The following is a 21919-nucleotide window of genomic DNA, read 5'->3' on the forward strand; positions in this document are numbered from 1 at the left end:
CCGATGATCGCGCACCTCGAACGCCCGGCCGGGCCCGCGCCGGGCGGGCGTCGTCTGCTTGCCGACCTCGGCCCGGGCTACCTCGCCAACGGCCTCATCGGCTTCATCTTCTCGGCCACCGGACCGGTGGCGATCATCCTCGCCGTCGGCACACGCGGCGGCCTGACGCAGGCCGAGCTGGCATCCTGGGTGTTCGGCGTGTTCTTCATCAACGGTCTGCTGACGCTGGCGATGAGCTGGCGCTACCGCATGCCGCTCGGCTTCGCGTGGACCATCCCCGGCACGGTACTGGTCGGCCCTGCCCTGCAGCACCTGAGTTTTGCCGAGGTCGTCGGCGCCTTCTACGCCACCAGCGCCGTGGTGCTGCTGATGGGCCTGAGCGGCTGGGTCAAGCGCTTCATGCAGGCGCTGCCCATGCCCATCGTCATGGGCATGGTGGCGGGCGTCTTCCTGCGCTTCGGGCTGGATCTGGTGCGGGCGCTGCACAGCGACGTCGGCATTGCCGGTCCGATGGTGATCGCCTTCCTGCTGCTGTCGGCCGTTCCTGTCCTGGGTCGCCGCCTGCCGCCGGTGATCGGCGCCCTGCTCGCCGGCGCGCTCGCCATCGCCATGCTCGGACGCATCGACACCGCAACGCTGGGCAGCTTTGCCCTGGCCCAACCGCTGGTGCAGGCGCCGGTCTGGTCGGTCGCCGCGATGGTCGAACTGGTCGTACCGCTGGCCATCACCGTGCTGGTGGTGCAGAACGGCCAGGGCGTCGCGGTGCTCAAAGCCGCCGGGCATCAGCCGCCGGTCAACACCATCGCCGCCGTATGCGGCATCGGCGCGGCCCTCAGCGCGGCAGTCGGCGCCGTCAGCACCTGCCTCACTGGCCCCACCAACGCCTTGCTCACCTCCTCGGGCGAGCGTCACCGCCACTACATCGGCGCCCTGTGTTTCGGCACCTTCGGCGTGCTTTTCGGCCTGATGGCGCCCACCTTCACCGGCCTGATGCTGGCCGCGCCCGCCGAGTTCATCATGGTGCTGGGCGGCCTCGCAATGTTGCGCGTGCTGCAGGGCGCCTTCCTCGCCTCCTTCGGCGGCAAGTTCTCCCTCGGCGCCCTCATCAGCCTCCTCGTCACCGTCGCCGACATCAGCCTGCTCAACATCGGCGCGGCGTTCTGGGGCCTGGTGGCAGGCTTTGCCGTGTCATGGTTGATGGAGAAAGGCGACTTCGTGGCGGCTGCCCGCGGCTAGCTTCAAGCCGAACCGGTCGGTGTCGGCTTTCAGCGCATCACGCTCGCGCCGTTGCGCTTGAGCAAGGACAGGCACAGCAGCACCAAGAAGGAGAAGACCACCATGCCGCCCGCCAGCCAGTGGGCCTGCGCGTATTCCATCGCTTCGACGTGGCCATAGATCTGGGTCGAGACAACCCGCGTCTTGCCCGGAATGTTGCCGCCGATCATCAGCACCACGCCGAACTCGCCGACCGTATGCGCAAAGCTGAGGATGGCGGCGGTGAGCAGACCGGGGCGCGCCAGCGGCAAGGCCACGCTGAAGAACGCGTCGAGCGGGCTGGCACGCAGGGTTGCCGCAGCCTCCAGCGGCCTTGCGCCGATGGACTCGAAGGCGTGCTGGATGGGTTGCACGGCAAAGGGCAGCGAGAAGAGGATCGAGCCGATCAGCAGGCCGGTGAAGGTGAAGGACAGCGTGCCCCAGCCCAGAGCCAGGGTCAGTTGTCCCAGTGGCCCCTGCGGCCCCATCAGCACGAGCAGATAGAAGCCCAGTACCGTGGGCGGCAGCACCAGTGGCAAGGTCACGACCGCGCTGATCGGCGCCCGCCAGCGCGAGCGCGTCTGCGACAGCCACCACGCCAGCGGCGTCGCGATGATCAGCAGCAGCAGGGTCGTCAGCGTCGCCAGTTCCAGCGTGAGCCAGATGGCCTGCCAGGCATCGGTGTCCAGCATCGTGATGCTCAGAGGCCGTAGCCGTAGGAACGGATGATGGCCTTCGCCGCATCGCCCCGGAGATAACGCATCAGTTCGGGCGCTGCAGGGTTGTCCTTGCCCCTGGCCAGGATGATCGCGTCCTGGCGGATCGGCTCGTAGAGCGTTTCCGGCACCATCCAGGCCGAACCTTCCGTCAGGCGGCCCTCGGCAAACACCTGCGACAGCGCGACAAAGCCCAGCGGTGCGTTCTGGGTGGCGACGAACTGGTAGGCCTGGCCGATGTTCTCGCCCTGAACGAACTTGCTGCCGAGCGCATCGGCGAGTCCGAGCTTGCGCAGGGTCTGCATCGCCGCAGCGCCATAGGGCGCGAGCTTGGGATCGGCCAGCGCGATACGCTCGAACGCGCCCGTTCGCAGCACTTCGCCCTGCTCGTCGACCAGGCCCGGCTGTTTGCTCCACAGGACGAGCTTGCCGATGGCGTAGGTGAACCGGGTGCCTGCCACACTCTGCCCTTCCTGCTCGAGGCGTGCAGGCGTCTCATCATCGGCGGCGAACAGGACCTCGAAAGGCGCCCCGTTCTTGATCTGCGCATAGAACTTGCCCGTCGAGCCATAAGACAGCACGAGCTTGTGCCCCGTCTCCTTCTCGAAGGCCTCAGCAATCTTCTGCATCGGCGCAGTGAAGTTGGCGGCGACGGCCACGCTGAGTTCGGCCGCGTGCGCCGGCGCGCACAGGAACAGACCCGTCATCAGGACGGACACAAGGGGTTTCATCGGCAACCTCGCTATTCACAACAGGAATAGCGAGTATAGCCAAGCTTTCGCCTCGAGGCGACAATCCGCACATGAACGAATCACCTCCACTTCAGCTTGAAGCTGCACTTGGGCACGACGCCACCGACAAGCGCATCGACGTGCTGCGCCGCATCGGCAGGGCCGGCTCCATCTCCGAAGCGGCGCGCGGCGCCGGCATCAGCTACAAGGCCGCCTGGCAGGCCATCGAAACCCTCGGCAACCTCGCGGGTACGCCACTGGTGGAGAAGGCGGTCGGCGGCAGCGGCGGCGGCGGCGCGCAACTGACGGCGGCGGGACACCGGCTGCTACGGGCCTTCGATCTGCTCGCGGCGGCCCGTCTGGAAGTCCTCAGCCAGCTCGACAAGGAGGGCGGAGCCAACCCGCTGTCCCCTGGCCTGGCCGGGCTCGGGCTGCGAACCAGCATGCGTAACCAGTTGCCGTGCGTTGTGGCCGACGTGAGCCACTCGGGCCCGGCGGTCAGGGTCGAACTCGCGCTATCGGATGGAACGCGGCTTGCGTCACGCATCACCCAGGAGAGCGCACAACTGCTGGACCTCGAGAAAGGCAAGGCGGTCCTCGCCTTGTGCAAGGCGACGGCAGTCAAGGTCCGTGATGCGGGCACCGCCGCCCACGCGGCCAACATGCTGCGCGGTCAGGTCGTTCGCACCTCCGAGGATGCCGGGGCGGCCGAGGTAAGCCTGACGCTCGACTGCGGCCTGTCGATGGTCGGATTCGCGGTCGATACGGGAAGGCTCAGTGTCGGTCAAGCCTGTGTCGCGCAGCTCGATGAGTCGTCCGTGGTCATCGCATTGCCAGGCTGAATCTCCCGATGAGTGGGGAGTGAAGGCCGTATTCAGCGGAATATCGTTCGTAACGATCCAGGCGATACTCTTTCCACGCAATTTCACTCCGCGGAGCGTGACCATGACCGCCAACAGCACCACTCGCATGCCCACCCTGTTCGTGCCCCACGGCGCCGGGCCCTGCTTCTTCATGGACTGGAATCCGCCCGACGCGTGGAACGCGATGGGGGATTTCCTGAAGAACGTGGCGAGCACCCTGCCCGCGCGCCCCTCGGCCATCGTGGTGGTCTCGGCCCACTGGCTGGAGCCGGCCTTCAGCGTCACCAGCGGACCGCAACCGGATCTGTTCTACGACTACTACGGCTTTCCCCCGCATACGTACGAACTGCGCTATCCGGCCCCCGGCGAGCCGCAACTGGCGGCGCGCATCGCCGGCTTGCTCGGCCAGGCGCAACTGCCGGCCCGACAGGACCCCTCGCGTGGCTTCGATCACGGCATGTTCATTCCGCTGACGCTGATGTTTCCCGACGCCGACATCCCGGTGGTGCAACTCTCGCTGCGCCATGACCTGGACCCGCAGGTGCACCTCGATGCCGGCCGCGCGCTGGCCGCGCTGCGCGACGAAGGCGTACTGATCGTCGGCAGCGGCATGAGCTTTCACAACATGCGCGCCTATGGAGACCCGCGTTTCGGGCCGATCTCCGACGCGTTCGACCGCTGGCTGGTGCAGACGGTCGAGTCCCCGGCGCCGCAGCGCGAGCGCGCGCTGGCGACCTGGGAACAGGCGCCATCGGCCCGGCTGTGCCATCCGCCGCGCGCCGAGGAGCACCTGCTGCCGCTGATGGTGGTGGCCGGCGCGGCCAGCGAGGGCGCCGGTCAATGCGTTTTCAGCGACCGGGTGATGGGTACCACGCTGTCGGCGTTCCGATTCGACTGACCCATCGGGCGGCAGCGCGCATCGGCAAGCGCGTCAAGATCGCGCGCCGTGCCGCGCGGCTGCCTGCTCCTTTCGCAGCACGGCCAGTTCCGCTCGCAGCGCCCTGATCTCGACGAGCACCTCGTTGTGATCGACCTCGACCAGATCGCGCGTTTTCGCCTGCTCTTCCTGCTCGACCGCGCTCATCGCGTCCACCACGATGGCGATGAAGAGGTTGAGCACCGCGAAGGAGGTCAGCAGGATGAACAGGACGAAGAACACCCAGGCATAGGGATGCGCCTCCATGACCGGGCGGGCGATGCCCATTGACCACGACTCCAGCGTCATGACCTGGAACAGGGTGTAGAACGATGCCCCGATGGTGCCGAACCACTCCGGAAAATCGGCGCCGAAGAGCTTCGTGGTCATCACCGAGGCCACGTAGAACACCAGCAGCAACAGCGTGACCACCGAGCCCATGCCCGGGATGGCCTTGAGCAGGGCGCTCACCACCTTGCGCATCGAGGGCACCACCGAGACGAGCCGCAGCGCACGCAGGATGCGCAGCGAGCGCAACACCTGCAGGCCTTCTCCCGTGGGGGCAAGCGTGATCGCGACGATGGTGAAGTCGAACACGTTCCAGCCGCTGCGGAAGAAGCGCTGCCGGTAGACGATCAGCTTCATGGCGATCTCCACGACGAAGATGAACAGCGCCGCCCGATCGAGCGCCAGCAGAAAGCCGCCCGCCTCGGCCATGACCGACGGCGAGGTCTCGAGCCCCAGCGTGATGGCGTTGATGACGATGACGGCGATGATGAAGCGCTGGAAGCGCGCGGATTCGACGAGGCGTTGTAGCGTATCGACCATGTCAGGTATCGAAGGGATCGTTGCATTGAGGGCCCCGCGCCACCCCGGCGTGGCGCGGCGCGCGGCATCCGGTCAGGCGTTCGGTTTCGCCTTGCGCGCCGTGTACCAGAGGCTGGCGAACACCGAGCACGCCAGGATGGTGGCGACCACCGACAGCGACACCAGCACCGGGATCTTGAACCACTCGACGATCAGCATCTTGGCGCCGATGAAGACCAGGATCGCGGCCAGGCCGTACTTCAGCAGTTCGAAGCGGTCGCCGAGGTCGGCCAGCAGGAAGTACATCGCGCGCAGGCCGAGGATCGCGAACAGGTTCGAGGTCAGCACGATGAAGGGGTCGGTGGTGATGGCGAAGATCGCCGGAATGCTGTCGACCGCGAAGATCACATCCGAGATCTCGACCAGCACCAGGGCAAGGAAGAGCGGCGTCATCATGCGCACGCCGTCGCGCATCACGAAGAAGCGCTCGCCTTCGAGCTTTTCGGTAATCGGATAGTGGTTGCGGATCCAGCGGATGAAGGGGTTCTTCTCGAGGTCCGGGTCGTGCTCGGAGAACCACGCCATCTTGATGCCGGTGATGACCAGGAAGGCGCCGAAGATGTACAGGATCCAGTGGAACTCGCTGATCAGCCAGCTGCCGGCGAAGATCATGATCGTGCGCAGCACGATGGCACCGATGATGCCGTACAGCAGCACGCGGCGCTGCAGTTCGAGCGGCACCGCGAAGAAGCTGAAGATCATCATCCAGACGAAGACGTTGTCGACCGCAAGCGACTTCTCCACCAGATAACCGGTGACGAAGGCCAGCGTCTTCTCGTTCGCGAACTCGCGCCCGACGCTGCCGTCCAGGTACCACCACAGCCCCACGGCGAACAGCATCGCCACCGTCACCCAGGCGAGCGACCACCCCGCCGCTTCCTTCAGCGACACCCGATGCTGCTTGCCGCCACCGAAGGCGAAGAGGTCCACCAGCAACATCGTCACCACGATGGCGGCAAAGGCCGCCCACATCCACCACGTTCCGATCGATTCCAAAGCGCGCTCCGCACAAAAAGAAAAAGGGCCTGTTCCCGAAGGACACAGACCCTTGCATGCTTTGCGCGCACGGACCTTGCCCTCGGGCAAGGTCTCGCTTGCAACGGAATCGTTGCCTGCAGCACCGGGAAGACGTCTTGCGACGGTCTGCCGTGATGACGATGCTGCAGCGTGAAAAGCTACTCCCCTTGATGGAGCGCGAGTGTAGGTTGCGTCACGGCAAAGTCAAGGGGGCAGGCGGCAGGGACCGGGTGGCAGGACGTTCAACGCATCTCGAACGCCTCCTGATGAAAGCGGAAACGGCTGACACCCATTTCATGCAGCCCCTTGCGCAGGCTGTCGGCCAGACCCCGGGGGCCGCAGAACCAGACCTCGGTGACGGCCTCCTTCCGCGCCCGATCATCCAGCATCGCCGCGCTCAGTGTCTGCTCGTGCGCGCTGCTGATGACCTGCAGGCGAAGCGACGGAAGCTGCGCGCACAGGGTATCCAGGCGGGCGACGAACGGATCGGATTCGCGGTCGCGCACGCAATAGTAGAAATCTGCCTCGGGCGCCTGCTCCGGCGCGGCCTGCAACGCCTCCAGCCAGGCAATGAAGGGGGTCACGCCAATGCCGCCGGCAATCCACACCTGATCCCGTTCTTCGTGTCCGGTGGGCAGATTGAAGCAGCCGTATGGCCCTTCGAGCTGCATCGCCTGACCGGGCTGAAGGCGTTGCGCGAGGCCCCGGGTGTAGTCGCCCAGCGCCTTGATCTGGAAGGTGACGCGGCGGTCGCCCCGGTCGGCGCTGGCGATCGTGAACGGATGCGCGCCTTCGGAACGTTCGAAGCTGGCAAAGGCGAACTGGCCTGGACGGTGTCCGCGCCAGCCACCATCCAGTCGGCAGCTCACCGCGGTGACGCCCTGTCCCGGTTCGGCAACGGACTCGACCACCCCACCGACGCGACGGCCCTGACCGATCCAGCCCATGAGGGCCCGCACGCTGGCAACGGAACCGGCGACGATCAGCGCTGCCAGCATCAGTCCCACCGGCTGCGTCCAGTAGTCGAGCGGCGCCAGGAAGGCGGTATGGAAGGCGAGCGCCAGGTACAGCACCGGCATCACCTTGTGCAGGTAGCGCCACATCCTGAAGGGGACGCGCTTCCAAAGCGTCAGCACCAGCATCCCCAGCAGCGCGTAGATCGCGAACTCGCCGAGCTCCTCGGCGACGTCGCGCATGGCTTCCAGCACGCTGCTGCCGTGGTCCTTGGGCAGCCGCCCTTCCCGCCCCCACACCGCCTTGATGAGGCCGTCCGACATCTCGACCAGCCAGTGCAGCGCGGCGAACGCGATGGCGAGGATGCCCGCCCATTTGTGGACGCGGTAGATCCGGTCCATGCCGCCGAAGGGTCGCTCAAGCCAGACGGGCCGCGTGGCGAGCACCATCGTCAGGGACATCAGCGCGAAGGACCACAGGCCGGTCAGAGTGAGCGCGTGCTCACGCGCCACCCATGCGTTGGCGGGCACGCCGACAGCGCTGCCCGCGTTCGAGCACAGCTGCCACGCCCAGGCCAGCGTGACCAGGGCGATGAAGGCGGACAGGAATCGCTTCATGGCCGCCCCCTCAATCATCCTCGAAGTAGCCCTTCTCGGCGTCGATGTGGCAGGCGGCGCAGTTGGCCTTGCTGCCGACGTCCTTGCGCGTCCAGTCGGATCGCGGCACTTCGTCGTGCTCGCGCACCCACTTCGGCAGTTCGGTGATGCGAAGCGGTGCATCCGCTGCACGCAGGCCCCGCAGCAGCTTGCTCGCCTGTCCGGGCGCATCCCCGGCATGATCTACCAAATAGCGCGTGATCGCGGCGGTGGTCTCGGCGTCGAGGCTGGCGTCGTCGCCGAAGTGCTGGTCGAGCCCGCCCATCATGCGTTTCCACGACGCCGCCGGCAGCATCGAGGGCGGAAACGCGATGTGGCAGCTCGCGCATTCCTGCAACGTGCGTGCATCGGTGACCGGCGCGTAGTAGTCGTCGTCGCCGGCCTGGGCGCGGCCGAACAGCAGCACGGTCACGGCCAGGGCCGCGACACCGAGCGCAAGGGGGCGAAGGGTGGTGGCTTTCATGTTCTGTCTCCGGCAGCGTTGATTATTGGATCGTCATCCAGGCGAGCCAGTCGCCCTTCTCGCGCGGTGTGCATTCGCGGCCGAGCACCTCGGTGCAGTTGCGCTTGAACCATTTCTCGACCTTGGCCGGGTCGCTGTAGCGCGTGGCCACCACGGATAGCGCCATCGGCTCGATGGCCTTGCCGGTTCGGGTCTTGCCGGGCGCGCGGACATCGTCGCCATGGCACGAAGTGCAGGCGGGCGTATCGGGCTTGCCGAGGCCGTAGCGGGTGCGGTGCAGGGTTTCGCCGCGCGCGGCGGAGAAGCCCGCGAAGGCCGGGTCGGCCGCGCGCGCTTCAGCGGTGTAGCGGTCGATGAGGTCGGCTGGCGGGGCCGCGAGTACGCCGGCGCTCGCGCCGAGGCAGCACAGGAGCGCAATCGCGCGCAGTTTGCAGTTCATGGTTCGTTCCTCGATCTGGGCAGATGGCTTGACCGGACGGGCATCTCGGATGCCCTTCGTCCTGAATCGGTGCCCAGTGTGCAAGTGCGCGAATGAATCGAACCTGAACGGGAGAGATCAGTGCCGCACGGCGGCGGACGGGAGCGCGGACCCGCGCCCCGGCGCGGTACTCAGCGCATGTCGAACAGTTCCTGATGGAAGTCCTTCGCCGCCAGCCCCCTGGCGACGAACCCTTCGCGCAGGGCCTGGCCGAAACCGCCAGGCCCGCAGAACCAGACGTCCGCCTCGGCCCATCCCGGCACCGTTTCGCAGATGCGTGCGACATCGAGGCGGCCGTCGCGCGCGCTGACCAGGACATGCAGTTTCACGCCCGCCGCCTGCGCATCGCGCTGCAGCCGCTGGATGAACTCGTCGTCGGGTTCGGCGGTGCTGTAGAAGAGATCAACCTCGCGCCCGTCGGGCATCACGGCCAGCGCCTTCATGCGGGCGATGAAGGGCGTGATGCCGATGCCGCCGCCCACCCAGATCTGCCTGCGCTTGTCGCTGGCACCGGCGTTCGCGAAATCGAAGCGGCCATAAGGCCCCTCAACCGTCACGAGGTCGCCGACCCGCAGCAGCTCGGGCAAGCGGGCGGTGTAGTCGCCGATGCCCTTGATCAGGAAGAACAGCCGGCCATCCCCCTGCCAACCCGACGAGATGGTGAAGGGGTGCGCCCCTTCGTCCGTCGAGAAGGTTACGAAGGCGAACTGCCCCGCCTCGTGCCCAGGCCAGCGGTCCTTGAACCGGATCGCCACCTTGAGCACCCGGTTGTCGGCAAAGTTCACCAGTTCCTCGATCTCGCCGACCGCCTTGCGCCGATGACCGACGCGCCCCGTCAGCGACACTACGGCGGCAACGCTGCCCCCGGCCATCAGAAGGGCGAGCACGACGCCCATCGGCAGGGTCCAGTAGCCAAAGGGCGTCAACACCACCGAGTGGAACACGAGCGCAAGATAGGCCAGCGCCAGCAGGCGGTGGGTCTTGAAGAAGAGCCGGTAGGGGAAACGCTTGACGAGCGCGATCACGATCAGTGCCACGGCCGCGTAGAAGGCCCACTCGCCGACCGATTCCGCCAGGCCGCGCTGTGCGCGAAAGAAGATCTCCACCGGGTCGGTCAGTTCGGGTCTCGGCCCGCGTTCCGGCTTGACCAGCCAGCCCCAGCCTACCGCCCATTTGGTGCCCTGCGCCCACAGCCAGTGTACGACGGAGAAGACGAGACCGGTGATGCCCAGCCACTTGTGCAGACGGTAGGTCTTGTCCAGCCCGTCGAGCAGGGGTTCGATCCGCACCGGGCGCAGCGCCAGGATCATGCCCACGCTCATCACGCCCATGCCGATCACCCCGGTGTAATTGATCGCCACGGTGCGGAGGGCGAAGTATTCGTAGCCGTTCGGCAACAGCGGGTCGGCCAGCCACCACAGCAGGCTCAGCAACAGCAGGAGTCCCGCGTACGCAAACTGGATATGCTTCATGTCCACTCCATTCGGTTAAAGCCAGCAGCGGATTCGCCGCTGCGGGTCGCCCAGCCAACAGGCGATCCGGTGGAAGTATTCACGATGATCGTCCATCTCGCCTTGTGAAAAGGCAAACAAGCGCCAGATCCCGGTGTCACGCTGCCGGCACAGTACCGGCATTTCAGCTTCGGTTCAGGGTCGTGGCGTCATGCTCCCGCCGGTCATGACCACGGAGTCCTTTCGATGAAGACCACGACCCTGCTCTCCGCCCTGCTGCTCGCGGGCGCCGCCGGCATTACCGCGCAGGCATACGCCGCCGAGGACGACCCCGCCCTCCTGTCGCGGGACACCTGCATCACCGTTCGCCACGAGCTCGACGCCATCGACGCGCATCTGCGCGAGTCACAGGCCAATCCCGCGGGACAGTCCCCCGCTTCCGACGGTCCCGGCAAACTGGCGCTCGCCCTGAGCCCGCACCTCGACGCCTTGCAGACACGATTGCCCGCACAAGGAACGCAGCGCGCGCAGGCGAGCATGCTGCTGAGCGACATGCGCGACGCCCTGGTCCTGATCCGCGGCGCCTCGCATGCCGACGCTCGCCAACTCGCGATCATGCGAGTCGAAGGCGATCTTCGTCACTACAATGTGGTCCTGAAATCACTGGCGTGCCCCACGTCCAGACCAACCGCCCTATGAGCCGATGACATCCTTCACGCCGCGCCAGGCCCTGCTGCTCTCGCTGGCCGCAGCACTGACCACGATCGTCATGAAGACCGGGGCCTGGTGGCTCACCGGCTCGGTCGGCTATCTGTCCGACGCACTCGAGTCGGTGGTCAACCTGGCTGGCGCCGGCTTTGCGCTGTGGATGGTGTCCTATGCGCGTCAGCCCGCCGACGACGAACACCAGTACGGCCATGGCAAGGCCGAATACTTTTCGGCCGCCTTCGAGGGCGGCCTCATCTTCATCGCCGCGCTGATCATCCTGCTCACCGCGGGCGAGCGCCTGCTCAACCCTCAACCGGTCGGCGCGCTAGGCCTCGGCACCCTGCTGTCGGTCGGCGCGAGCCTGATCAACTTCTTCGTCGCGCGCGTACTGCTGGAGGTTGGCCGCGCGCACCGCTCACTGGCGCTCGAGGCGGATGCCCGCCACCTGATGGCCGACGTATGGACCACGGCCGGCGTGGTCTGCGGCGTCGGCCTGGCCTTCGCCACCGGCTGGAGCTGGCTCGACCCCCTTGTCGCCGGCGCCGTCGCGCTCAACATCCTGCGCGAAGGCTGGGAGCTGATGCGGCGTTCGGTCGACGGCCTCATGGACCGGGCGCTGTCCGATGCCGAGGTCGCCGCGATCGAGCGGACCCTCAACGAGGCTTCGCCGCCCGGATGCTTCCACGGCAAGCTCACCACGCGCGCTGCGGGCGCAGTTCACTTCGCCCACGTCGAGCTCTGTGTCCCCGGCGACTGGACGGTAGCCGATGCCCATGACGTCGCCCACACGCTCGAACGCGCGGTAGAGGAACGCACCGGCGTCCGGCTCGCGGTTCATCTGGAACCGATCTCCCCGACCGCCGCCGCTGCGGCGACCGATCGGACCTGAGCGTCGCGGCCCCGCCCCCCCCAACCCTGCTCCCGCACCCCGATGCACCTGCTGATCATCGAAGACGACCGCACCATCGCCGAGAACATCTATGACTATCTCGAGGCGCGCGGCCATCAGTGCGACTACGCCGGCTCGATCGCGGCGGCCTCGGCCCTGCTCGCAGGCGCCCTGTTCGACGCCCTGGTCCTCGACCGCAACCTGCCCGACGGCGACGGTCTCACGCTCGCGCGCCGGCTGCGTGCCGAGGGCCGTGCAACGCCGATCCTCGTGCTGACCGCGCGCGACGCGCTGGAGGACAAGCTGCTGGGCTTCGAGGCGGGTGGCGACGATTATCTGGTGAAGCCCTTCGCCCTGCAGGAACTCGAAGTGCGCCTGCTCGCCCTGGCGCGGCGCAATGCCGGGCGACCGGCCGGTCCGCAGCTGCAGCACGGCGCGCTCGCCTTCAACACCGCAACGCAGGCATTGCACCTTCAGGGCCGCCCGCTGACGCTGCCGCCGAAGGCCCTGCGCCTGGCGGCCGAACTGCTGTCGCAGCCCGAGCGCGTATTCTCGCGGCGCGAGCTCGAGATCGCCGTATGGGGCCATGAGCAGGACAGCAGCGACAACCTGCGCAGCGTGCTGCACACCCTGCGTCGCGCCCTCGGCGACGACGCGCCCACCCAGGTGGTGAATGTCCATGGCCTCGGCTACAAACTCGTCAACCGCTGAAGCGGGCACAACGCGCACGGGTTGGCAGCGCTGGCTGCCGGGCGGCCTGCGCGTGCGCATCGCGATATCGGTCACGGCAATGCTGCTCGTCCTCATCGTCGCGCAGTCGTTTGCCCTGGTGATGCTCAACGAGGAGATGGAAGAGGAGTTCATCGACGGCACGCTCGACGAGCAACTGCACTACAGCATCGAGCACAGTCGCCGGCTCGGCACCCTGGTCGGGCCGCAGACGCCGACGATGGCGCTCTACCGCTACACCCCGGGAACGGCGCCACCGCCGGGCTTGAGCGCAGACCTGGCCGCGTTGCCGGTCGGCAATCACGAGGACTGGTCATCCGGGCGGGAGCTACACGTCGCGGTGCGCGAGGTCGACGGCCAGCGCTACGTGCTCACCTATGACGAATCGGAACATCGCGAGCGCGAGGCCGCCGTGGTCACCGCGATCGTCATCGGCGGCCTGATGCTGAGTGCCCTGTCCTTCCTCCTCGTCTACGCGATTGCGACCCGGCTCACGCGCGGGCTGGAGACGCTGGCCGAACGCGTCGAGGGCGAGCGCGACGGCACGCCTTTCGCCCAGGACGGCCTCGACGCCGAACTCCTTGTGGTGGCGCAAGCGCTGGACCGCGCCGAGGCGCGGCAGGCTGCCCTGCTCGCCCGTGAGCGCGACTTCAACGCCAACCTGTCGCACGAACTGCGCACCCCGCTGGCCGGCATCCGCAGCGACGCCGAGATGCTGCTGACCGACGCCGCGCTGTCCGACAAGGCCCGACGCCGCGCCGAACGCATCGTCGCCACCACCGACCGTACCGCCACGCTCGCCAACAGCCTGCTGCTGCTCGTCCGCGAGGCCCGGCCACAGGCGGTCGAGCCGATCAATCTGTGCGCAGCGGTGCGCGACAGTTGGGCACGACTGCACGCCGCGGACGCGACGGCCAGGGGCCTTACGCTGCACATCGACCCCCGGGCCGAGATCACGGCCGACCCCAGCCTGTTGGCGCTGGTACTGCACAACCTGCTGGAGAACGCCCTGCGCCATGCTGACGGCCGCGAGATCGAGGTGGTACTGGCCGGGCGCTGCCTCGAGGTGCGGGATCGCGGCCCCGGCTTCGGCGCCGAAGACCCAATGCGCTGCTTCGAGCGCTTCAGGCGCGGCGGGACTCGGCCGGGGCACGGGCTTGGCCTGGCGCTGGTAAAGCACATCTGCAGCGCCTGCGGGTGGACGGCGCACGCTTCCAACCGCCCGGACGGCGGGGCCTGTCTGGCAATCGACTTCGGTGCCGCGTCCGGACCGGTTCAGCATGCGCCGGACGGGCATTGAGCGCACGTCCTCACACTTTCCTCACACCCGCTTCACGCTTTCCTCACGCGCGGCTCCGTAGATTGCGCGGATCCTCCCCGGCTCCGCGCGACCATGTCCGAACAGCGTCTGTCCCTTGCATCGCCCCTCAGCCCCGCAACCCGCACCCCGATTGCCATCGAGGCCCGTGCCCGGAGCGCGTCCGCACCCTCATCCATGTGGGCCGCTGCGCGACGCTGGCGCCCCGAGATGTCGATCGAGCGCCTGCTGCTGGGCATCGCCGTCTATTTCACGCTCGCCTGCAACGCACCATTCTGGCGCGCCTTGCTCGCCAGCCGCGGCAGCGAGGACGGCAGCCTCGCGTACGCGCTCGCAATCGGCGTTGCGCTCACGGCGCTGAACGTCCTGCTGCTCGCCCCCCTGCTCAACCGCTGGACCACCAAACCCGTGCTGGGCGTGATGACCCTCGTGGCCGCGGTGTCGAGCTACTACGCCGGGCACTTCGGCGTGTATTTCGACCCGAGCATGCTGCGCAACGTGATGCGCACCGACGTCGCCGAGGCGCGCGAGTTGCTGACAAGCGGCTTCTTCCTGCAGGTCGCGGCGCTGGCCCTGCCCCCGCTGTTCGTCGTGCAGCGCGCCCGCCTGCGCCAGCGCCCGCCAGGGCGCGCGCTGGCGATCCGGAGTGCCTTCGTCGTGCTCGCGCTGATCGTTGCCGCAGGCGCGCTCGGCAGCGTATTCAAGGACTTCTCGGGCCAGATGCGCAGCCACAAGGAACTGCGCTACCTGATCACACCGGCTGCGCCGCTCTGGTCGCTGGCGCGGGTGCTGACCCGCGACGCGCAGGCGGCCAACCTGCCGCGCCAGCCGGTGGGGACCGATGCCCGCCTGGGGGCGAGCTGGACCGCCGCGAAGAAGCCGGCGCTGTTCGTGCTCGTGGTCGGTGAGACCGCGCGCGCCGCCAACTGGGGGCTGAACCGCGGGGCCGGGCAGTCGCCCGCCCACGACACCACGCCCGAGCTTGCCCGGCGCGAAGTCATCAACTTCCCCGAGGTAAGCAGCTGCGGCACCAACACCGAAGTCTCGGTGCCCTGCATGTTCTCGCTGCAGGGGCGGCGCAACTACGACGAGGATGCCATCCGCGGCAGCGAATCGCTGCTCGACACCCTGAAGCACGCCGGCCTGCGCGTGGTGTGGAACGACAACCAGTCGGGCTGCAAGGGCGTGTGTGCCGGGGTGGAGAGCATGCGCCCCGATCCGTCCAGCCTGCCCGGACTGTGCGAGGGCGAGCGTTGCCTGGACGAAGCCCTGCTCGAGAGCAGCCGTGCGCTGCTGCGTGACGCCAAGGGCGATCTCGTGCTCGTGCTGCATCAGCTCGGCAACCACGGTCCGGCCTACTTCCGCCGCTACCCCGACCGTTTCCGCCGCTTCACCCCCACCTGCGACGACGAGGACCTGTCGAAGTGCAGCCGCGAGCAGATCGCCAACAGCTACGACAACGCGCTGCTGTACACCGACCATGTCCTCGCCCGCAACATCGACCTGCTGAAGGAACTGGAACCGGACTACGACACTGCCCTGCTCTACGTCTCGGACCACGGCGAATCGCTCGGCGAGAACGGCCTCTACCTGCATGGCCTGCCGTATTCGATCGCGCCTGCCGAGCAGACGCGGGTACCGATGGTGATGTGGCTGTCGTCCGGCTTCGCCGCCCGCAACCGGGTCGATCCAGCCTGCCTGCGCACGCAGGCCGCGAGGCCTGCCGCACACGACAACCTCTTCCACACCGTGCTCGGCCTGCTCGACGTGCACACCGCGATACGCGACGACGCGCTGGACCTCAGCGCCGCCTGCCGGAGCTGAACCCATGTCGCCCCGTGAACTCACCACCTCGCTGCCCACACCCGCGCTGGATTCGTCGCGCCGGTGGCTGCTCGCGCAAGGCGCGCTGCTCATCCTGAGTGCATGGCTGCTGTACTGGGTCTTCGAAGGCAGCGACCTCGACCGCCAGCTCGCACGCGCGCTGTTCGATCAGGAACTCGGCCTCTTTCCCTTGCGGCGCAACTGGTTCATCGAAGCGGTGATGCACAAGGCGGCCAAGCAGGTCACCTACGTGCTGGTGGCGGCCAGCCTGTACCTGTGCTGGCAGGGCTGGAAAGGTCGGCTGACGTGGCTGCCGCCGCGCAACGCCCTGCTCGCGACGATCGGCATGGTGGCGATTCCGCTCGCGACCTCGACCGCCAAGCTGCTGACGGCACGCTACTGCCCCTGGGATCTGAGCGAATTCGGCGGCTATGCGCCGTATCTCGGGTTGTTCGAGACCGCCCCCGCAGGCCTCAAGGCCGGACAGTGCTTCCCCGCCGGGCACGCGTCCACCGGCTTCCTGTGGATCGTCTGGGCTGTCGCGCTGAGACCGGCGGGACGTCGTGCCGCGCGCCTTGCCCTTCTGCTCGGGCTGATCGCCGGGTCAGTCCTCGGCACGGCGCGCATGCTGCAGGGCGCGCACTTCCTGTCGCACACGCTGTGGACCCTGTGGCTGTCCTGGGGCGTGAGCGTCAGCCTTGCGGTCGCCCTGCGCGCCGACCTCTATCTCGGCGATCGGCGCAGGGATTGAATGGCCCCGGCCGCGGCCCGATGCCCAAGGCAGGTCAAGGCAGCCGCGACGGATCAGCGGGCCGGCGCTTGACGCCGGTGATCATCGCTCCGACCAGATTCACGCGCTCCAGCCGGCTCATGACGATGGCCACCAGGGCATGAAGCCCGGCGAGGGCGATCAGGATCGACCCGAGCGCCTCATGGATCTCCTGCATCCGCTCGTCACCCCAGAAGGCGTCGGTCGTCTGCAGGAAACCGCTCAGGCCGAGCCCCAGCACCAGCCCCATCAGCGTGAGCATCATCAGCGCGCCGAGCGGGTTGTGGCCGGGATGGAAGGTGTGCTGCCCGCCCCGCAATGCCGCAAGGTGGGTGCGCAGCCTTGTCGGCGTCGGAAAGAAGTTGTCGAAGCGCGCGTACTTGCTGCCGACAAAACCCCAGACGACACGGGCAACGACGAGCCCGGAGGCGATGTATCCGATCAGCTGGTGTGCAGTCTCGCCATCGTCGATGACGAAATGGTTGAGTACGACGCAGCCCACCAGGCTCCAGTGGAAAACGCGTACGAACGGGTCCCAGACCCTTACGGAAAGAGCGGATTTGGCCGAGTCCATGGCGGAAGCTCCTCAGAAGGCGGATGGCAGCCGCGCACGACCGCCATCCGGGGCGGGATCACTTGCGCTCGCGTTCGGCGCCGGTCGCGGGATCGAAGTAGATTTCCACTTTCTTTCCGTCCTTGTCGAACCCGTAGATCTCGTAGCAATTGTCCTTGGTGACCTTGAAAGTCTTGATCTTGTAGCCTTGGGCTTCGACCCTGGCCTTGAAGTCGGCCTCCTTCATCCACGTTTCCTTCGGAGCGGTGCAGGTGGGGCCGGCGAGGGCCGAAGTGGAAACCAGCGCTGCGGCGGCAAGTGCGAAAATGCGGTTCATGATTGCTCTCCTGTCTGTTCATCGAATGCGTTCCGGGCCGGAACACGGACGCAATCTAATCCCCTCAACATGAAGGCAAGCTGAAGCGCGATGGACCGTCGGACAGCGCGAAAACAGATCGATCGAGGTCGCCGTCCGGCCATCGTCCGGCGCCGGACGACCGCGAAGCGTGGCAAGCCGGGAGCCGGGAGCACCTGAAGGGCCTCAGTGAATGAACAGTGCCGGTCGTGCCTCCCCCTCCGGACTCAGCGCCGAACAGGCCGCGCGCCAGCTCGCGCTCGATGGGCCGAACGAATTGCCCCGACCACCACGCCGCACGGGCTGGCACATTCTGCTGGAGGTCGCACGCGAGCCCATGTTCCAGTTGCTGGCGACGGCCGTTGCGATCTACTTCATCCTCGGAGACCGCGCGGAGGCCAGCGTCTTGCTGGCCTTTCTCGGCGTCATCGTGGCCATCACCCTGGTACAGGAGCGCCGGACGGAGCGCGTGCTCGAAGCCTTGCGCGACATGACCAGCCCGCGCGCGCTGGTCTGGCGGGACGGCGTACCCGACCGCATCGCCGGTCGCGAGCTCGTGCGCGGGGATCTCATCGAGCTGGCGGAGGGCGATCGCGTTCCCGCCGACGCGCGGCTGCTGTCGGCCAATGACCTGGCGGTGGACGAGTCGCTGCTCAGTGGCGAATCCCTGCCCGTCGCCAAGACCGCATCGGCTGCCACAGACGGGACCTCCCCGATAACATCGAACCACGTCTTCGCAGGCACGATGGTGGTCGCAGGGCGGGCTCTGGCGGAAGTCACCGCGACCGGCGCGCGCAGCGAGATCGGGCGTATCGGGACCGTGCTCGGAAGCATCGAGGCTGAATCGACGCCTCTGCATCGGCAGACGCGACAGCTCGTGCGCTGGTTCTCCGTGCTCGGCCTGGTGGTCAGCGTAGCCGTGGGGCTCCTCTTCTTCATCACCCAGGGCGACTGGCTGGGCGCAACGCTGGCCGGCATCACGATGGCGATGTCGATGCTCCCGCAGGAGTTCCTGCTGATCCTCACGGTCTTCATGGCCATGGGTGCGTGGCGACTGTCGCAACACCGCGTGCTCACGCGCCGGGCGGCCACGATCGAAGCCCTGGGGGCCGCAACGGTTCTGTGCACCGACAAGACCGGCACACTCACGCAAAACCAGATGCGCGTCGAGACGCTGGTGCGCTTCACGCCCGAACGGCCGGTGCGCTGGCAGGCCGGTGAAGGCGACCTGGACGAGCGGTTTCAGCCTCTGCTGCGCCATGGCGTGCTGGCGTGCGAGGAGACGCCCTTCGACCCGATGGAGCGGGCGTTCCACATGCTCGCGCGGTCTGCTCTCGCACCGCTCGCAGAAAGGCCGGTCCTCGTGCACGAATATGGCCTGAGCCCCGAACTGCCCGTCATGGCCCACGTGTGGCGCATGGCGGGTCAACCGGACCAGACCGTGGCGGCAAAGGGAGCGCCGGAGAGCATCGTTCGCCTGTGCAGCTTGCCGGAAGCGCTGCGTGCCCAGGTGCTCGATGAGGCGGGCACCCTGGCCGAGCGCGGCATGCGCGTACTGGCCGTGGCATCGGCCTCGTTTCGCGGAACGGAGTGGCCGGCCACCCAGCAGGGCTTCGACTTCCGCCTGCTGGGGCTCGTCGCGCTGGCCGACCCGCTGCGCGACACGGTTCCGCGCGCCGTGCAGGAGTGCCGACGCGCAGGCATTCGCGTGCTGATGATCACCGGCGACCATCCGGGCACGGCCTGCGCCATCGCGCGCCAGGCGGGCATCGATGGCGATGCGGGCTTGCTGCTGGGCGAGGAGGTCGCCAGGCTGGATGACGCGGCCCTGCAGCATGCGGTGACCACCACGACCGTCTTTGCCCGCGTCGCCCCCCAGCAAAAGCTGCGCATCGTCCAGGCGCTGAAGGCCAATGGTGCGGTGGTCGCGATGACGGGGGATGGCGTCAATGACGCGCCCTCACTGAAGGCGGCCCACATCGGTATCGCCATGGGCGGCCGCGGTACCGACGTTGCACGCGAGGCCTCCTCGCTGGTGCTGCTCGACGACGACTTCGGCACACTCGTACAGGCGGTTCGGCTGGGGCGGCGGATCTACGACAACCTCGTGAAGGCCTCGCGCTTCGTCTTCGCGGTCCATGTACCCATCGCCGGCCTGACGCTCATCCCGATGCTGGTCGGCTGGCCGCTGATGTTCACGCCGATGCACATCGCCTTCCTCGAGATCGTCATCGACCCCGTCTGTTCCATCGTGTTCGAAGCGGAGGACGAGGAACCCGACCTGATGGAACGCATGCCGCGCGATCCGTCCGCGCCCCTGTTCTCGCCGTGGATGATTGCCCAGAGCCTGCTCCAGGGCTGTGTCATCCTGCTGCTGGTCGGCGGCTTCTACGGCTGGCTCCTGCATGACGGCCTGGCGGACGATACGACGCGCGCATCGGCCTTCATCGCCTTGATCGCGTCGAACATCGCATTGATCCTGGCGAACCGATCACTCCGCGGCAGCATCCGGGCCGTGTTCCAACGCGGCAACCGAGCCTTGTGGGGCATAATCCTGACCATCCTGACGCTGCTCTCCGCGGTGCTGCTCGTTGCGCCCGTTCGGCGTCTGTTCGGCTTCGCGTTGCCGGACCTCACGCTGATCGGTTGTGCACTCGGCGTGGGTGCCGTGACCCTGATGACGCTCCTGGCCCAGCAGGGTCTGCTTGCTGCAGTCAGCCACTCACGCGGATCGCGGGCCACAGGCCCCTGAACCGCTCAGGCCGGCCCTCCGCAGGCGACGGGACGCACGCACCCGGCCAGATCCTGTGGCCGGTCGATGTCCAGCAGCACCCCCGGATCATCGACGGGACACAGCACCAGTTGTTCTCGATGCGCGCTCAGGATGTCCCGGCCGCCTTGGTCGCCCTGAAGGACGGAAAGCGGATCCCGCCAGCACCGATCGAACCCCACCGGATGCCCGCGTCGGCCCTGGCATTGCGGTGCGGCAAGGCTTGCGCCGGCACGCAGCGCGGCGACCACCGCCCGATGGCTGGCAGGCTGGATGAAGGGCATGTCGGCGAGCGCCACGATCCAGCCTGCCGCACCGGGCGTGGCACGCACCCCGGCGGCCAGGCTGTGGCCCATGCCGCCGGCGGCGTCGGCGCAGGCGGCGACCGTGCACCCCATTGCTGTGAACGACGGCGCCAGCGGGTGGTCGGCGGCGCGCACCACGACCACGACCCGATCGCAGGCCGCGTGCAGGTTCACCGCGGCGACCAGCGCCATCGGCCTGCCGTCCGCGAGCGGGTGCGCCAGCTTGTCGCCCCCGAAGCGACGCCCTGCCCCGGCGGCGAGCAGGACGCCGACGATCTCGTCCCTCATGATCAGGCCCCGGCGGGCGCCGCTGCCGCCGGAGTCTGCGGTGCAGCCGCTGCCGCGAGAAAGGTGGCGACATGGGGGGCGACGCCGTTACGCACGGCAGTCATCTCGGCGAGGATCGCGACGGCGATCTCGGGCGGCGTGCGGCTACCGATCGGCAGGCCCACCGGCCCGTGCAGGCGGTCGACTTCGGCCTGCGTCAGATCGAAGTACTGCAGCAGACGCTCGCGCCGGCGCTGGCTGTTCACCGTGGAGCCGAGCGCGCCGACATAGAAGGCCGGCGACTTGAGGGCTTCGAGCAGCATCATGTCGTCGAGCTTGGGGTCGTGGGTGAGCGCGACGACGGCGCTGTGCGGATCGAGCTTCAGCTGCAGCACGACGTCGTCGGGCATGCCGGCGACGATCGTGCTGCCGGGCACGGTCCATCCGGCCGCGTACGCCTCGCGCGGATCGCAGACGAAGACCTGGTAATCCAGCGCCTGCGCCATCTGCGCCAGGTAGCTGGAGATCTGACCCGCACCCACGATCAGCAGTCGCCACGCCGGGCCATGCGGCGTGCTCAGCGTGCGCCCATCCCAGCGCACGCGGTCACCGGCTGTGCCGGCCGCAATCCGGTTGCCCGGCTCGCCGAGGGTGACGCTGCGCTGCACGAGCTCGCCGCGGGCGATGCGTTGTGCCAGTGTGCGCAGCGCACCGAGGTCGGGCCGGGGTTCGATCACCAGGTCCATCCGCCCCCCGCAGGGCAGGCCAAATCGGCGCGCGTCGTCCTGGGTGACACCGTAAGCCTGTACGACAGGAACCCCCGCCGCGCCCGCGGTAAATTCGCCCGCCTGCATGCGCTCGATCAGGTCAGCCTCCAGGCAGCCGCCGGACACCGAGCCCCGCACCACGCCATCCTCGCGCAGCGCCATCCAGGCGCCCGCCGGGCGCGGTGCCGAGCCCCAGGTACGCGCCACCGTCACCAGCGCGAAACGCTGACCCGCGTCGGCCCAGCGACACACCGCGTCGAGAACCTGCCGGTCGGTGCTGTGCATGGACACCTCCTCGG

General features: G+C 67.8%; 22 protein-coding genes. 10 read left to right on the forward strand and 12 right to left on the reverse strand.

From position 1 onward, the window contains the following. Positions 1-3: 3 nt before the first annotated feature. Positions 4-1236 carry a benzoate/H(+) symporter BenE family transporter gene (locus AC731_RS05810; protein ID WP_048703979.1) on the forward strand — a complete coding sequence of 411 codons (1233 nt, stop codon included), beginning with the start codon at positions 4-6 and terminating at the stop codon, positions 1234-1236. Positions 1237-1265: 29 nt separating this feature from the next. On the opposite strand, the gene modB is transcribed toward AC731_RS05810, so the two are convergent. After that, entirely contained in the window at positions 1266-1946 is a 681-nt protein-coding gene (modB, locus tag AC731_RS05815) for a molybdate ABC transporter permease subunit (protein ID WP_004255599.1), read from the reverse strand. 8 nt (positions 1947-1954) lie between these two features. Then, entirely contained in the window at positions 1955-2701 is a 747-nt protein-coding gene (gene modA / locus AC731_RS05820) for a molybdate ABC transporter substrate-binding protein (RefSeq protein WP_048703981.1), read from the reverse strand. Positions 2702-2772: 71 nt separating this feature from the next. Here modA and AC731_RS05825 point away from each other — a divergent pair, with 71 nt between their 5' ends. Both AC731_RS05825 and AC731_RS05830 read left to right on the forward strand, forming a co-directional pair. Next, positions 2773-3543 carry a TOBE domain-containing protein gene (locus AC731_RS05825; RefSeq protein ID WP_048703983.1) on the forward strand — a complete coding sequence of 257 codons (771 nt, stop codon included), beginning with the start codon at positions 2773-2775 and terminating at the stop codon, positions 3541-3543. Between the two features lie 103 nt (positions 3544-3646). Then, entirely contained in the window at positions 3647-4462 is an 816-nt protein-coding gene (locus tag AC731_RS05830) for a DODA-type extradiol aromatic ring-opening family dioxygenase (RefSeq protein ID WP_048703985.1), read from the forward strand. A 33-nt stretch (positions 4463-4495) separates the two neighbouring features. Here AC731_RS05830 and AC731_RS05835 read toward each other — a convergent pair whose 3' ends face one another. The 6 genes from AC731_RS05835 to AC731_RS05860 all read right to left on the reverse strand — a co-directional run bounded on the left by AC731_RS05835 (position 4496) and on the right by AC731_RS05860 (position 10387). After that, positions 4496-5308 carry an ion transporter gene (locus AC731_RS05835; RefSeq protein WP_004255610.1) on the reverse strand — a complete coding sequence of 271 codons (813 nt, stop codon included), beginning with the start codon at positions 5306-5308 and terminating at the stop codon, positions 4496-4498. Between the two features lie 72 nt (positions 5309-5380). Beyond that, entirely contained in the window at positions 5381-6343 is a 963-nt protein-coding gene (locus tag AC731_RS05840; RefSeq protein ID WP_004255612.1) for a TerC family protein, read from the reverse strand. Positions 6344-6606: 263 nt separating this feature from the next. After that, on the reverse strand, positions 6607-7935 hold the full coding sequence (locus AC731_RS05845; RefSeq protein ID WP_004255617.1) for a ferredoxin reductase family protein: 1329 nt from the start codon (positions 7933-7935) through the stop codon (positions 6607-6609). 10 nt (positions 7936-7945) lie between these two features. Further along, complete coding sequence (locus AC731_RS05850; RefSeq protein ID WP_004255620.1) at positions 7946-8437, reverse strand: diheme cytochrome c; 492 nt, start codon at positions 8435-8437, stop codon at positions 7946-7948. A gap of 22 nt (positions 8438-8459) precedes the next feature. Then, a complete protein-coding gene (locus tag AC731_RS05855) occupies positions 8460-8876 on the reverse strand; it encodes a DUF1924 domain-containing protein (protein ID WP_048703991.1) in 417 nt (138 codons plus the stop codon). A gap of 170 nt (positions 8877-9046) precedes the next feature. Further along, positions 9047-10387, reverse strand: a complete 1341-nt coding sequence (locus AC731_RS05860; RefSeq protein ID WP_048703993.1) for a ferredoxin reductase family protein — start codon at positions 10385-10387, stop codon at positions 9047-9049. A 225-nt stretch (positions 10388-10612) separates the two neighbouring features. Between AC731_RS05860 and AC731_RS05865 the strand changes: the two genes are divergently transcribed. From AC731_RS05865 to AC731_RS05890, 6 genes are all read left to right on the forward strand, one after another. Next, positions 10613-11065 (forward strand): hypothetical protein, encoded by a 453-nt coding sequence (locus AC731_RS05865; protein ID WP_048703995.1) that lies wholly within the window; start codon positions 10613-10615, stop codon positions 11063-11065. Between the two features lie 4 nt (positions 11066-11069). After that, the gene (locus AC731_RS05870) at positions 11070-11963 is read left to right on the forward strand and encodes a cation diffusion facilitator family transporter (protein ID WP_048703998.1); all 894 of its coding nucleotides are present in this window, start codon (positions 11070-11072) and stop codon (positions 11961-11963) included. 42 nt (positions 11964-12005) lie between these two features. Further along, positions 12006-12674 carry a response regulator transcription factor gene (locus tag AC731_RS05875; RefSeq protein ID WP_048704000.1) on the forward strand — a complete coding sequence of 223 codons (669 nt, stop codon included), beginning with the start codon at positions 12006-12008 and terminating at the stop codon, positions 12672-12674. Then, positions 12643-13992, forward strand: a complete 1350-nt coding sequence (locus AC731_RS05880; protein WP_237266609.1) for a sensor histidine kinase — start codon at positions 12643-12645, stop codon at positions 13990-13992. Before AC731_RS05875 ends, AC731_RS05880 begins: the two co-directional genes overlap by 32 nt. Positions 13993-14187: 195 nt before the next feature. Continuing rightward, entirely contained in the window at positions 14188-15834 is a 1647-nt protein-coding gene (locus AC731_RS05885; RefSeq protein ID WP_237266610.1) for a phosphoethanolamine transferase, read from the forward strand. Between the two features lie 4 nt (positions 15835-15838). After that, on the forward strand, positions 15839-16585 hold the full coding sequence (locus AC731_RS05890) for a phosphatase PAP2 family protein (RefSeq protein WP_048704004.1): 747 nt from the start codon (positions 15839-15841) through the stop codon (positions 16583-16585). A gap of 34 nt (positions 16586-16619) precedes the next feature. On the opposite strand, the gene AC731_RS05895 is transcribed toward AC731_RS05890, so the two are convergent. Together AC731_RS05895 and AC731_RS05900 are read right to left on the reverse strand one after the other, a co-directional pair. Continuing rightward, the gene (locus tag AC731_RS05895; RefSeq protein WP_004255643.1) at positions 16620-17177 is read right to left on the reverse strand and encodes a cytochrome b/b6 domain-containing protein; all 558 of its coding nucleotides are present in this window, start codon (positions 17175-17177) and stop codon (positions 16620-16622) included. A gap of 58 nt (positions 17178-17235) precedes the next feature. Further along, on the reverse strand, positions 17236-17493 hold the full coding sequence (locus AC731_RS05900) for a PepSY domain-containing protein (protein ID WP_048704006.1): 258 nt from the start codon (positions 17491-17493) through the stop codon (positions 17236-17238). A 211-nt stretch (positions 17494-17704) separates the two neighbouring features. Here AC731_RS05900 and AC731_RS05905 point away from each other — a divergent pair, with 211 nt between their 5' ends. Next, complete coding sequence (locus AC731_RS05905; RefSeq protein WP_048704009.1) at positions 17705-20263, forward strand: cation-translocating P-type ATPase; 2559 nt, start codon at positions 17705-17707, stop codon at positions 20261-20263. Positions 20264-20268: 5 nt separating this feature from the next. Here AC731_RS05905 and AC731_RS05910 read toward each other — a convergent pair whose 3' ends face one another. Next, positions 20269-20874, reverse strand: a complete 606-nt coding sequence (locus AC731_RS05910) for a nucleotidyltransferase family protein (protein WP_048704011.1) — start codon at positions 20872-20874, stop codon at positions 20269-20271. A 2-nt stretch (positions 20875-20876) separates the two neighbouring features. Beyond that, positions 20877-21905 carry an XdhC family protein gene (locus AC731_RS05915; RefSeq protein WP_048704014.1) on the reverse strand — a complete coding sequence of 343 codons (1029 nt, stop codon included), beginning with the start codon at positions 21903-21905 and terminating at the stop codon, positions 20877-20879. Between the last annotated feature and the right edge of the window lie 14 nt (positions 21906-21919).

The sequence above is a fragment of the Thauera humireducens genome (assembly GCF_001051995.2).
Classification (GTDB): Bacteria; Pseudomonadota; Gammaproteobacteria; order Burkholderiales; family Rhodocyclaceae; genus Thauera; species Thauera humireducens.

Excerpts from the sequence above, each read along its gene's own strand:
- AC731_RS05900 (WP_048704006.1), bottom strand. The coding sequence starts at position 17,493 with ATGAACCGCATTTTCGCACTTGCCGCCGCAGCGCTGGTTTCCACTTCG.
- AC731_RS05870 (WP_048703998.1), top strand. The coding sequence starts at position 11,070 with ATGACATCCTTCACGCCGCGCCAGGCCCTGCTGCTCTCGCTGGCCGCA.
- AC731_RS05830 (WP_048703985.1), top strand. The coding sequence starts at position 3,647 with ATGACCGCCAACAGCACCACTCGCATGCCCACCCTGTTCGTGCCCCAC.
- AC731_RS05855 (WP_048703991.1), bottom strand. The coding sequence starts at position 8,876 with ATGAACTGCAAACTGCGCGCGATTGCGCTCCTGTGCTGCCTCGGCGCG.
- AC731_RS05885 (WP_237266610.1), top strand. The coding sequence starts at position 14,188 with ATGTGGGCCGCTGCGCGACGCTGGCGCCCCGAGATGTCGATCGAGCGC.
- AC731_RS05905 (WP_048704009.1), top strand. The coding sequence starts at position 17,705 with ATGAACAGTGCCGGTCGTGCCTCCCCCTCCGGACTCAGCGCCGAACAG.
- AC731_RS05880 (WP_237266609.1), top strand. The coding sequence starts at position 12,643 with ATGGCCTCGGCTACAAACTCGTCAACCGCTGAAGCGGGCACAACGCGC.
- AC731_RS05860 (WP_048703993.1), bottom strand. The coding sequence starts at position 10,387 with ATGAAGCATATCCAGTTTGCGTACGCGGGACTCCTGCTGTTGCTGAGC.
- modB (WP_004255599.1), bottom strand. The coding sequence starts at position 1,946 with ATGCTGGACACCGATGCCTGGCAGGCCATCTGGCTCACGCTGGAACTG.
- AC731_RS05835 (WP_004255610.1), bottom strand. The coding sequence starts at position 5,308 with ATGGTCGATACGCTACAACGCCTCGTCGAATCCGCGCGCTTCCAGCGC.
- AC731_RS05875 (WP_048704000.1), top strand. The coding sequence starts at position 12,006 with ATGCACCTGCTGATCATCGAAGACGACCGCACCATCGCCGAGAACATC.
- AC731_RS05915 (WP_048704014.1), bottom strand. The coding sequence starts at position 21,905 with ATGCACAGCACCGACCGGCAGGTTCTCGACGCGGTGTGTCGCTGGGCC.
- AC731_RS05850 (WP_004255620.1), bottom strand. The coding sequence starts at position 8,437 with ATGAAAGCCACCACCCTTCGCCCCCTTGCGCTCGGTGTCGCGGCCCTG.
- AC731_RS05890 (WP_048704004.1), top strand. The coding sequence starts at position 15,839 with ATGTCGCCCCGTGAACTCACCACCTCGCTGCCCACACCCGCGCTGGAT.
- AC731_RS05845 (WP_004255617.1), bottom strand. The coding sequence starts at position 7,935 with ATGAAGCGATTCCTGTCCGCCTTCATCGCCCTGGTCACGCTGGCCTGG.
- AC731_RS05910 (WP_048704011.1), bottom strand. The coding sequence starts at position 20,874 with ATGAGGGACGAGATCGTCGGCGTCCTGCTCGCCGCCGGGGCAGGGCGT.
- AC731_RS05810 (WP_048703979.1), top strand. The coding sequence starts at position 4 with ATGATCGCGCACCTCGAACGCCCGGCCGGGCCCGCGCCGGGCGGGCGT.
- AC731_RS05895 (WP_004255643.1), bottom strand. The coding sequence starts at position 17,177 with ATGGACTCGGCCAAATCCGCTCTTTCCGTAAGGGTCTGGGACCCGTTC.
- modA (WP_048703981.1), bottom strand. The coding sequence starts at position 2,701 with ATGAAACCCCTTGTGTCCGTCCTGATGACGGGTCTGTTCCTGTGCGCG.
- AC731_RS05865 (WP_048703995.1), top strand. The coding sequence starts at position 10,613 with ATGAAGACCACGACCCTGCTCTCCGCCCTGCTGCTCGCGGGCGCCGCC.
- AC731_RS05825 (WP_048703983.1), top strand. The coding sequence starts at position 2,773 with ATGAACGAATCACCTCCACTTCAGCTTGAAGCTGCACTTGGGCACGAC.